The sequence below is a fragment of the Luteimonas composti genome (assembly GCF_042678665.1).
Classification (GTDB): Bacteria; Pseudomonadota; Gammaproteobacteria; order Xanthomonadales; family Xanthomonadaceae; genus Luteimonas; species Luteimonas composti.
In genome coordinates this window covers 365,248-376,669 of the sequence record NZ_JBHTKU010000005.1, presented here as the reverse complement: position 1 = coordinate 376,669, position 11,422 = coordinate 365,248, and the positions used below count along the sequence as shown (strand labels likewise).

Here is an 11,422-nt window from a genome sequence, read left to right as displayed (position 1 = left end):
CGCGCTGCGCCGCACCCTGCAGGTCGGCACCTGGGCGGTCGCCATCGCCCTGGTGGCACTGCCCGTGGTCGCGGTGCTCAACGGCTGGATCGGCGCCGAGCGCTGGCCGCTGCGCACCCTGCGGGTCAACGACGGCCTGGAGCGGGTGGACACCGCGCGCCTGCGCGACACCCTGCTCCCGTACGCGTCCTCGGGCTTCTTCGCCGTCCGCCTCGACCAGGCGCGGGCGGCGATCGCGCAGCTGCCATGGGTCGAGCACGCCGAGGTGCGCAAGCGCTGGCCGGACGTGCTGGAGGTGCGCATCACCGAACACCGCCCGTTCGCACGCTGGGGCGAGGACCGGCTGCTGTCCGAGCAGGGGCGGCTGTTCCCGGTCGCCGGCATCGAGGTGCCCGAGGGTCTGCCGCAGCTCGCCGCCGCCGATGCGCGCGTGCCGGACGTGGTCGCGCTCTACAACGAATCGCGCGACATGTTCGCGCCGAGTGGCCACGCCGTCGCGCGCCTGGCGCTCGACAGCCGCGACAGCTGGTCGCTCACCCTCGACAACGGCGTCGAAGTGGTGGTCGGCAGCCAGGAGGCGCGCCTGCGCCTGAAGCGCTTCGCGCGCGTGCTGCCGCAGCTGCTCGCGCGGAACCAGCAGGCGCTGCAGCGCGCCGACCTGCGTTACACCAACGGCTTCGCCCTGACCTGGGGCGATCCCATCGCTCCTACCGCATCCACCACGAATTCCGGCTCCTCCACATGAACCGCAAAGGCGACAAGGCCCTGATCGTCGGCCTCGACATCGGCACCTCCAAGGTGGTGGCCCTGGTCGGCGAGTATTCGCCGGGCAATCCGATCGAGGTGATCGGCATCGGCTCCCACGAATCCCGCGGCCTCAAGCGCGGCGTCGTGGTCGACATCGAGTCGACCGTGCAGTCGATCCAGCGTGCGATCGAGGAGGCCGAGCTGATGGCCGGCTGCGAGATCCGCAGCGTCTACGCCTCGATCAGCGGCAACCACGTGCAGTGCCGCAACTCCAACGGCATCGTGCCGATCCGCGACGGCGAGGTGACCTGGGCCGACCTCGACCGCGTGCTCGACGCGGCCAAGGCCGTCGCCATTCCGGCCGACCAGAAGATCCTGCACGCGATCCCGCGCGAGTACGTGCTCGACGATTCGCAGGAAGGCATCCGCAACCCGGTCGGCATGACCGGCGTGCGCCTGGAGGTGCACGCGCACCTGGTGGTGTGCGCGCAGTCGGCCGCGGCCAACATCAGCAAGTGCGTGCAGCGCTGCGGGCTGCAGATCGACGACCTGGTGCTGTCCTCGCTGGCCTCGAGCACCGCCGTGCTCACCGGAGACGAGCGCGAACTGGGCGTGGTGCTGGTGGACATGGGTGCGGGCACCACCGACCTGGCGGTGTTCGTGCAGGGGGCGATCTGCCACACCGCCAGCCTGCCGATCGCCGGCGACAAGGTCACCGAGGACATCGCGCACATGCTGCGCACGCCCACGCCCGAGGCCGAGCAGATCAAGGTGCGCTACGCCTGCGCGCTGGCGCAGCTGGCCACGTCGGAGGAATCGATCCAGGTGCCGAGCGTGGGCGACCGCCCGCCGCGGCGCCTGCCGCGCCAGTCGCTGGCGCAGGCGGTGCAGGCGCGCTACGAGGAGATCTTCGAGATGGTGCAGGCCGAGCTGCGCCGCTCGGGCTTCGAGCAGCACGTGCGCGCCGGCATGGTGCTCACCGGCGGCGCCGCGAAGATGGAAGGCGTGGTCGAGCTGGCCGAGGAAATGCTGCAGATGCCGGTGCGCGTGGGCATTCCGCAGCACGTCACCGGCCTGGGCGAAGTGGTGAACAACCCGGTCCATGCCACCGGCGTGGGCCTGCTGCTGATGGGCAGCCAGATCGAGAATCCGCGGCGTCCGTCCCTGCCGACCGGCAAGGCGGGCAGCCTGCTCAAGAAACTCGGCACGTGGTTCCGGGGGGAATTCTGATGTTTCCCGCGGGAGGGCGCGTGCGCGCGGACAGGACGAGACGACGACGAAGGCGAAGCTTTGCGGTACGTGGCAACCGGTGAACCGATAACTATCAGATAACTAGAGAGGACAAGGACATGGCACATTTCGAACTGGTGGAAAAGATGGCTCCGAACGCCGTCATCAAGGTGATCGGCGTGGGCGGCGGCGGCGGCAACGCGGTCGCGCACATGGTCAACAGCAGCGTCGACGGCGTCGAGTTCATCACCGCCAACACCGACTCGCAGGCGATCCGCAACTGCGGCGCCAAGCTGCAGCTGCAGCTCGGCGGCAACGTCACCAAGGGCCTGGGTGCCGGCGCCAACCCGGAAGTGGGTCGCCAAGCCGCGCTCGAGGACCGCGAGATCATCATGGATGCGCTGCAGGGCGCGGACATGGTCTTCATCACCGCCGGCATGGGCGGCGGCACCGGCACCGGCGCGGCGCCGGTCGTGGCGCAGCTGGCCAAGGAAATGGGCATCCTGACCGTGGCCGTGGTCACCAAGCCGTTCCCGTTCGAGGGCCGCCGCCGCATGCAGGTCGCGCTCAAGGGCATCGAGGACCTGTCCTCGCACTGCGACTCGCTGATCACCATCCCCAACGAGAAGCTGATCACCGTGCTCGGCCGCAACGCCACCATGGTCCAGGCCTTCCGCGCCGCCAACGACGTGCTGCTCGGCGCCGTGCAGGGCATCGCCGACCTGATCGTGCGCCCGGGCCTGATCAACGTCGACTTCGCCGACGTGCGCACCGTCATGTCCGAGATGGGCTTGGCGATGATGGGCACCGGCCACGCCCGCGGCGACGACCGCGCCCAGGCCGCGGCCGAGTCGGCGATCCAGAACCCGCTGCTGGACGACGTCAACCTGGCCGGCGCCAACGGCATCCTGGTCAACATCACCGCGGGCCCGGACTTCACCATGAGCGAGTTCGACGAGGTCGGCCGCACCGTGGAGAACTTCGCCAGCGAGGACGCGACCATCGTGATCGGCACCGTGCTCGACCCGGACATGCAGGACGACGTGCGCGTGACCGTCGTGGCGACCGGCCTGAACCGCGGCGTGGCGCGCGGCACCGGCCGCAGCGACCACGGCTCGTACGAGACGGTCCGCCGCCCGCACGTGCAGCTGATCAATACCGGCAAGCGCGACGGCACCACCGGCATGTTCGTCGAGGACGGCAGCGACGCCTATGCCTCGGGTGGCAGCATCGCCTCCAGCCTGCGCGGCCGCAGCGTCGCCGCGGAGTCCGCGCCGGCCGCGCCGCAGGTGGCCGACTTCGGCAGTGACAGCTACCTCGACATCCCGGCGTTCCTGCGCCGCCAGGCGGACTGAGGAAGCGGCGGCGAAGGGTCGCTGGCGCGGCGTCGGGCTGGCCCCCATCCGGCCTTCCCCCGCATGCGGGGGAAGGGCAGGGCGGCAGGGCAGGGTTCGCGCCATCCTCGCGGACCCTTTCCCTCGCCGCTGCGGCCTTTCACTCCCGCTTGTGACCTTCGACTCCGCTTGCGGCCTTCGACTCGCCGCTCGCGGCCTTTCCCTCCCCCGCTTGCGGGGGAGGGAAGGGTGGGGGCACGTTCGGAGTCCTGGCCGCCAGGCCGCCACGGCGTCCAACGCCAAATGCTTCGCCCTGCTGATAGAACAGGAACAAGCCATCCCGACCCCGCCCGGTACACGCCACCTTCACCTCCACTCCCGTTCAGTTCAGCGGGTCGGGTGATAATCTGCGGCGTTGCCCCGCGCCCAGGGGCCGCCAGGGACCCTTACAGGCCGCACCGATGCCGCAGCAACGCACCATCAAGAACGTGATCCGCGCGACGGGCGTGGGCCTGCACAGCGGCAACAAGGTGTTCCTGACGCTGCGCCCGGCCGCGCCCGATACCGGCATCGTGTTCCGTCGCGTCGACCTCGACCCGGTGGTCGAGATCCCGGCCTCGGGCGACCTGGTGACCGAGACCACGCTGTGCACCGGCCTGACCTGCGAGGGCGCCAAGGTGCAGACCGTCGAGCACCTGATGTCGGCGCTGGCCGGCCTCGGCATCGACAACCTCTACGTCGAGCTGTCCGCGCCGGAGGTGCCGATCATGGACGGCTCCTCCGGCCCGTTCGTGTTCCTGCTGCAGTCCGCCGGCATCGTCGAGCAGGACGCGCCCAAGCGCTTCATCCGCATCAAGCGCCCGGTCGAGGTGCGCGAGGGCGACAAGATCGCGCGGTTCGAACCCTACGACGGGTTCCGCCTCGGTTTCACCGTGCAGTTCGACCACCCGGCCATCCCGCAGTCGCAATCGCGCGCCGAAGTGGAGTTCTCTACCGGCAACTACATCCGCGAAGTCAGCCGCGCGCGTACCTTCGGCTTCATGCGCGACCTGGAATACATGCGCGAGCGCAACCTCGGCCTCGGCGGCTCGATGGACAACGCCATCGTGCTCGACGAGTTCCGCGTGCTCAACGACGACGGCCTGCGCTACGCCAACGAGTTCGTCCGCCACAAGATCCTCGACGCGGTCGGCGACCTCTACCTGGCGGGACGCCCGATCCTTGGCGCCTTCGAGGGCTACAAGTCCGGGCACGCGCTCAACAACAAGCTCGTGCGTGCGCTGCTGGCCGACCAGTCGGCCTGGGACGAGGTCACCTTCCCGAAGACCGCGCCGCCGCCGGTCCTCTACGGCGAACCCGTCGCGGCCTGACCGGCCGCCCACATCCCAACCAGCGATCCGCTGGCGCCGTTCCGTGAACGTGGTCGTGATTCGGCGCGCGGCGTGTTCACAACGCGCCCTCTTCGCTGAACCGCCTCGACGGCGTCTTCACGCCTGCAGCCCCCGTGCGGCCGTCGAAAATGCGGAATCGTTACGGAAATTTAACGAAAAATAAGCATCTGTGAAGCGGACGCTTAACGACCCGACGGAGGGTGGCCGCTAGCATGCCCTGTCCGCGTGGCCGGCCGGGATGCCGGGGCAACCACTCGCGGACACCGCAGTTCCCTTTATCCGTGGGGCTTGCGGTCCGCCGGCCCGGTGTCGTCGGCCAGGGTGTCCAGCGCGGCGCGGAACGCCTCCTGTGCAGCCGGGCCCGGGACACGGGGGCGGGGCGCGGCCTGGGGAGGCTGTGGTCCCAGCGGTTGCGAGGTCGTCCGGATGGCGACTTCATGCACTTCCAGCCCGACGGAGCGGGCGGCGCCGAGCAACTGGTCGGTCGCCAGGCGAAGCCGGGCGTGCCAGACGGGCGAATCGGCGAGGAACACCAATCTGCCGTCCACGACATTGGCCAGCTTCACATGCATGGCCAGTCCGGGCGGCAGGAGGGGACGCAATTGGCGGTCCAGCGCTTCCAGGCCCAGTGCATGACGCACCGGGTCGCGGGCAGTACCGGACAGCAGTGCATCGAGCGCCGACTGCATGGTCGCGGAGCGATCCGCAGCAGGCGGCACCTTTGGCGAACTGGACCGCCGCGATCGGGAATCAGACATACACCTATGACTTTACACACAATTTCCGTGCAGGCGCTGTCGACGCTCAGGAACCTCGGCGAACGCGCGCGCAAGCGACTGCACGAACGGCCGGTGGCCGCCGCCCTGGTCCTGGTAGGCGCCGGACTGGTCGTCGGGGCCGGGCTCAACGCCTCCGCGATGACCCGCATGCAGCGCCAGGTTGCCAGCCAGGAGCAGGCGCTCGACAACACCCGCCGCGAGGCGCAGCGCGAACTCAATGCCCTGGCCGCGCGCCTGGGCGAACTGCAGGCCCAGGCCAACCGGCTCAACGCGCTGGGCGACCGCCTCACCCGCATCGCCAAGCTCGGCGACGGCGAGTTCGATTTCGACAGGCCGGTGGGCGTCGGCGGCGCCGAGCCCAGCCAGGACATGCCGGCGCGCCAGCTGGTCGGCGGCCTGGACGAGGTCGGTGCGCAGTTCGGCAGCGCCGGCCGGCAGCTGTCGGTGCTCGAGGCGCTGCTGTTCGACCAGGAGCTCGAGCGCAACGCGATGCCCTCGCGTTCGCCCGTCGCCAACAGCTACATCACCTCCGGCTATGGTGGACGCGCCGATCCGTTCGGCGGCGGCCGCCAGTACCACAAGGGCATCGACTTCGACGCCAACACCGGGGATCCGGTGATGACCGTGGCCGATGGCGTGGTCAGCTATTCGGGAGTGCGCAGCGGATACGGCAACGTGGTCGAGGTCGACCACGGCAACGGCTTCGTCACCCGCTACGCGCACAACTCGCGCAATACGGTGAAGGTGGGCGACCTGGTCCGCGTAGGCCAGGAGATCGCCCGCGCCGGCTCGACCGGCCGATCGACCGGTGCCCACGTGCACTTCGAGGTCTGGGAGAACGGGCGCGTGCACAACCCGCGCAAGTTCCTCGGCGACATGGACGCCAGGCGCGGCTGAGGACGCCGGCCGACCGCCTTCCGGGCGATGCGTCCTTGCGGGGGCGCGTGCGCTTCTGGCAGGGACTCGAGGCGCTGGGCAGCAGCGACCAAGGCTCGGTGAGCCGCTGCGGGCCTGGTCCCGGGCCAGCACCAGGGGCGCCGGGTGGCTACGGCGGGTCGTTCACCGATGTCGCGCGTGGCGACGCGTTCCGCATCGCGGGTCCCATGGGGGGGACGTCTGGCGCCCCTTGCAAACGCGGGACCCCGCCACCACGGTACAATGCGCGTTGCCATCGAAAAGGGCGCCACTGCGCCCTTTTTCATTGCCGGCGCGTCCATCCGGCGCAGCCGCCGGCCCCGTCCCAGCTTCCGGTAAACCCATGCTCAATCGCCTGCTCACCAGCGTCTTCGGCAGCCGCAACGAACGCCTCATCAAGCAGCTCGGCGGCATCGTCAAGAAGATCAACGCCCTCGAACCCCAGATGCAGGCGCTGTCGGACGCCGAACTGCAGGCCAAGACCCCCGAACTGCGCGAGCGCGTCGCCAACGGCGAGTCGTTGGACAAGGTGCTGCCCGAGGCCTTCGCCGTCTGCCGCGAGGCCAGCGTGCGCGTGCTGGGCATGCGCCACTACGACGTGCAGCTGATCGGCGGCATGGTCCTGCACATGGGCAAGATCGCCGAGATGCGCACCGGCGAGGGCAAGACCCTGGTCGCGACCCTGCCGTGCTACCTCAACGCCCTCGAGGGCAAGGGCGTGCACGTGGTCACGGTGAACGACTACCTGGCACGCCGCGACGCCGCGCAGATGGGCAGGCTCTACAACTGGCTGGGCCTGAGCGTGGGCGTGGTCTATCCGGGCATGCCGCACGGCGACAAGCACGCCGCCTACCGCGCCGACATCACCTACGGCACCAACAACGAGTTCGGCTTCGACTACCTGCGCGACAACATGGCGATGTCGAAGGGCGACCGCTTCCAGCGCGGCCTGAACTACGCCATCGTCGACGAAGTGGACTCGATCCTGATCGACGAGGCGCGCACCCCGCTGATCATCTCCGGCCCGGCCGACGAGTCGCCCGAGCTGTACATCAAGGTCAACCGCATCGTCCCTTCGCTCAAGCGGCAGGAGGTCGAGGACGGCGTGGGCGACTACTGGGTGGACGAGAAGGGCAAGCAGGTGCACCTGTCCGAAGCCGGGCAGGAGCACGCCGAGGCGCTGCTGCACAAGGCCGGCATCCTCGCCGAGGGCGACGACCTCTACGCGCCGCACAACATCCACGTGGTGCACCACCTCAACGCGGCGATGCGCGCGCACGCGCTGTACCAGCGCGACGTCGACTACATCGTCCGCGACGGCGAGGTGGTGATCGTCGACGAGTTCACCGGCCGCACCCTCACCGGGCGCCGCTGGTCCGACGGCCTGCACCAGGCGGTCGAGGCCAAGGAAGGCGTGCCGGTGCAGCGCGAGAACCAGACGCTGGCCAGCATCACCTTCCAGAACCTGTTCCGCATGTACGGAAAGCTCTCGGGCATGACCGGCACCGCGGACACGGAAGCCTTCGAGTTCAACAGCATCTACGGACTGGAAGTGGTGGTGATCCCGACCCACCGCCCGATGATCCGCGTCGACCATCCGGACGCGGTGTTCCTCAACCGCAACGGCAAGTACCGCGCGGTCTGCAACGAGATCAAGGACTGCTACGAGCGCGGCCAGCCGGTGCTGGTGGGCACCACCTCGATCGAGGTGTCCGAGCTGCTGTCGCAGTTCCTGCGCAGCGAGAAGATCCCGCACGAGGTGCTCAACGCCAAGCAGCACGAGCGCGAGGCGCAGATCATCGCCAACGCCGGCCGCCCCAAGGCGGTGACCATCGCCACCAACATGGCCGGCCGCGGTACCGACATCGTGCTGGGCGGCTCGCTGGAAGCCGAGTTGCATGCGCTGGGCGAGGGCGCCAGCGACGCCGACCGGGCGCGCGTGCGCGAGGAGTGGCAGAAGCGCCACGACGAGGTCGTCGCGCTCGGCGGCCTGCACATCCTCGGCACCGAACGCCACGAGTCGCGCCGCATCGACAACCAGCTGCGCGGCCGTTCCGGCCGCCAGGGCGACCCGGGCTCGAGCCGCTTCTACCTGTCGCTCGAAGACAACCTGATGCGCATCTTCGCCGCCGACTGGGTGCAGAAGGTGATGGCGCGCATGGGCCTGAAGGAAGACGACATCATCGAGTCGCCGCTGGTGTCCAAGCAGATCGCCAACGCGCAGCGCAAGGTCGAGGCCCACAACTTCGACATCCGCAAGAACCTGCTCGACTTCGACGACGTCAACAACGACCAGCGCAAGGTGATCTACGGCCAGCGCGACGAGCTGCTCGACGCCGAGAGCGTGAAGGACAACATCGACGGCATCCGCGGCGACGTGGTGGCCGAGGCGGTCGAGCGTTTCGTCCCGCCCGAGTCGATCGACGACCAGTGGGACCTGCCGGGCCTGGAGGCCACGCTGGAGCAGGAATTCGGCCTGCGCCTGGACCTGCAGGGCCTGGCCGCCGCGCGCAAGGAACTCGATGCCGAGGGCATCCAGGACCACGTGCGCGAGGAGCTGGACCGCGTGTTCGAGCAGAAGGAGGCGCAGATCGGCGCCGAGACGATGCGCGCGCTCGAGAAGCACATCATGCTCAACGTGCTCGACGACAACTGGAAGCAGCACCTGGGCCGGATGGACTACCTGCGCCAGGGCATCCACCTGCGCGGCTATGCGCAGAAGCAGCCCAAGCAGGAATACAAGAAGGAAGCGTTCGAGCTGTTCAGCGAGATGCTGGACAAGGTCAAGCGCGAGGTGGTGACCATGCTCGCCCGCGTGCGCGTGCGCACCGAGGACGAGGTGGCCGCGATCGAGGCGCAGGAGCGCGCGCAGATCGAGGCGCGCCTGCGCCAGGCGCAGTTCCAGCACGCCGACGTCGGCGGGTACGGTGCCGACGAGGAAGCCGCCCAGCCCGACTACCAGCACGGCCAGCCGGCGCAGGTGGTCCGCGACGGCGCCAAGATCGGCCGCAACGATCCCTGCCCCTGCGGCAGCGGCAAGAAGTACAAGCACTGCCACGGCCAGCTGGCCTGACGCAGTCGCTGCGGACGCCAGCGCGGCGGCGATCCGTCCGCGCGCGCTGCAGCCGGCGGGTTCGCCGCGACGTCACCCGCCCCCATCCCGACCTTCCCCCGCAGGCGGGGAAGGGGCAGGGCACGGCTCCCTTCCTTTGCCTGCGGATGGCCTCGCCTAATCCGCACCGCCGTCCCGATCCGCTCCCTCCCCCGCTCGCGGGGGAGGGCTGGGTGGGGGCCAGCAGCAGATCGCTGCGTCACCTAACGCGCCTTCGGCGCGTGCCCCCATCCCGACCTTCCCCCGCAAGCGGGCGAAGGAGCAGGGCGTGACTCCCTCCGTTTGACTGCGGATGGCCTCGCCCGACCCGCACAGCCGTCCCGATCCGCACAGCCGTCCCGATTCGCTTCTCCCCCGCTCGCGGGGCAGGGCTGGGGTGGGGCCAGCAGGTCGGCGCGTGCCCCCATCCCGACCTTCCCCGCAAGCGGGGGAAGGAGCAGGACCTGACTCCCTCCGTTTGACTGCGGATGGCCTTGCCCGACCCGAACAGCCGTCCCGATCCGCTCCCTCCCCCGCTCGCGGGGGAGGGCTGGGGTGGGCGCCCGGCAGGTCGCTACGCCACCCGGCGCGCGCCTTCGGCGCGTGACCCCATCCCGACCTTCCCCCGCAAGCGGGGGAAGGAGCAAGACGCGGCCTCGTACCCCTTCCGCACGCCTGCAGCTTTGCTACCCTGCCTTCCTGCGCATTCCTGCCTCGCCCGTGCACGTCGCCAGACCGCTCCAGACCGCGTCACCCGGAATCCCCGCCGCCACCGTCCACGTCATGGCGGGGGTGATTACCGACAAGCGCGGCCGCGTGCTGCTGGCCCGGCGTGGCGCGGGGCGCGAACTGGCCGGCCTGTGGGAGTTTCCGGGCGGCAAGGTCGAGGCGGGCGAGTCCCCGGAGGCGGCGCTGGCACGCGAACTCGCCGAGGAGCTCGGCATCGAGGTGGAGGTCGGCGCGCCGGTGATGGTGGTGCCGCACCGCACCCCCAGCCGCCTGCTGCGGCTCGACGTCCGCCGCATCCATTCCTGGCGTGGGACGCCCAAGGGCTGCGAGGGGCAGGGCCTGGCCTGGGTGCAGCCGGAAAAGCTCGGCCGCTACGACATGCCCGCGCCCGACCTGCCGGTGGTCGCCGCCCTGCTGCAGCCCGACCACTGCCTGGTCACGCCGTTGCCGGTCGACGACGTGGCCTGGCTTGCCGCCCTCCAGGCGGCCCTCGACGGCGGAGTGCGCCGCGTGCAACTGCGCTTGCCAGGACTGGAGCCGGCACGGCGCGACGCCCTGCGGGCGCAGGCGCTCGCCTGCTGCAGCGCCGCCGGCGCCCAGGCCTTCGTCAATGGCGATCCGGCGTTCGCCCGCGAGGCCGGCGTCGGGCTGCACCTGCCGTCGGCGATGCTGCGCATGTGCCGCGAACGGCCGGTCGGGGCTGACCAGCCGCTGTCGGCGTCCTGCCACGACGAAGCCGAACTCGAGCACGCACAGGCGCTTGGCTGCGACTTCGCCATCCTGGGCCCGGTCCGGCCTACCGCCAGCCATCCCGGCCAGCCCGGCATCGGCTGGGACCGCTTCGAACAGCTGCGCGCGCGCTCGTCGCTGCCGCTCTACGCCATCGGCGGGCTCGCGCCGGACGACGTCGCCACTGCCCGCGGCCATGGCGCGCAGGGCATCGCGGCCATCCGCGGCCTCTGGCCCGGTGCGCAGGCGTAAATCACGCCGACGCCTGCGGTCGAACGCACACCAGATCCGCCGTCAGCGGGGTGCCGCGATGCCGGCCACGGTCCGGCGGCCATCCGTCGACGACTGATGCGCCATGTCGGAAGCGGTACGTGCTGACGGCGGCAGCTCCGCCCCGCGCCTCCGGAGTCCCTGGCATGACCCCGTCAGCGACCGTTCGACCCATCCAGCGCCAATGACGTGCGGCCTGGCGATCCT

Annotated in this window: 8 protein-coding genes; 7 read left to right on the top strand and 1 reads right to left on the bottom strand. The window is 70.2% G+C overall.

Annotated elements, in window-relative coordinates; translation table 11 throughout:
- Positions 1-4 precede the first annotated feature (4 nt).
- The 4 genes from ACFQ2D_RS16575 to lpxC all read left to right on the top strand — a co-directional run bounded on the left by ACFQ2D_RS16575 (position 5) and on the right by lpxC (position 4,681).
- On the top strand, positions 5-745 hold the full coding sequence (locus ACFQ2D_RS16575) for a cell division protein FtsQ/DivIB (RefSeq protein ID WP_280941609.1): 741 nt from the start codon (positions 5-7) through the stop codon (positions 743-745).
- Positions 742-1,977: a cell division protein FtsA gene (gene ftsA, locus ACFQ2D_RS16570; RefSeq protein ID WP_280941579.1), complete on the top strand. Its 1,236-nt coding sequence runs from the start codon at positions 742-744 to the stop codon at positions 1,975-1,977. Before ACFQ2D_RS16575 ends, ftsA begins: the two co-directional genes overlap by 4 nt.
- A 119-nt stretch (positions 1,978-2,096) precedes the next feature.
- Entirely contained in the window at positions 2,097-3,332 is a 1,236-nt protein-coding gene (gene ftsZ, locus ACFQ2D_RS16565; RefSeq protein WP_280941580.1) for a cell division protein FtsZ, read from the top strand.
- A gap of 440 nt (positions 3,333-3,772) precedes the next feature.
- Positions 3,773-4,681, top strand: a complete 909-nt coding sequence (lpxC, locus tag ACFQ2D_RS16560; protein ID WP_280941581.1) for a UDP-3-O-acyl-N-acetylglucosamine deacetylase — start codon at positions 3,773-3,775, stop codon at positions 4,679-4,681.
- 296 nt (positions 4,682-4,977) lie between these two features.
- Here lpxC and ACFQ2D_RS16555 read toward each other — a convergent pair whose 3' ends face one another.
- Positions 4,978-5,460 carry a DUF721 domain-containing protein gene (locus tag ACFQ2D_RS16555; protein ID WP_386795711.1) on the bottom strand — a complete coding sequence of 161 codons (483 nt, stop codon included), beginning with the start codon at positions 5,458-5,460 and terminating at the stop codon, positions 4,978-4,980.
- Between the two features lie 6 nt (positions 5,461-5,466).
- Between ACFQ2D_RS16555 and ACFQ2D_RS16550 the strand changes: the two genes are divergently transcribed.
- The 3 genes from ACFQ2D_RS16550 to ACFQ2D_RS16540 all read left to right on the top strand — a co-directional run bounded on the left by ACFQ2D_RS16550 (position 5,467) and on the right by ACFQ2D_RS16540 (position 11,197).
- Positions 5,467-6,378 (top strand): M23 family metallopeptidase, encoded by a 912-nt coding sequence (locus tag ACFQ2D_RS16550; RefSeq protein WP_280941583.1) that lies wholly within the window; start codon positions 5,467-5,469, stop codon positions 6,376-6,378.
- A gap of 361 nt (positions 6,379-6,739) precedes the next feature.
- Entirely contained in the window at positions 6,740-9,469 is a 2,730-nt protein-coding gene (secA, locus tag ACFQ2D_RS16545) for a preprotein translocase subunit SecA (protein WP_280941584.1), read from the top strand.
- Positions 9,470-10,246: 777 nt separating this feature from the next.
- Positions 10,247-11,197 (top strand): Nudix family hydrolase, encoded by a 951-nt coding sequence (locus tag ACFQ2D_RS16540; protein WP_280941610.1) that lies wholly within the window; start codon positions 10,247-10,249, stop codon positions 11,195-11,197.
- The last annotated feature ends 225 nt before the right edge of the window (positions 11,198-11,422 follow it).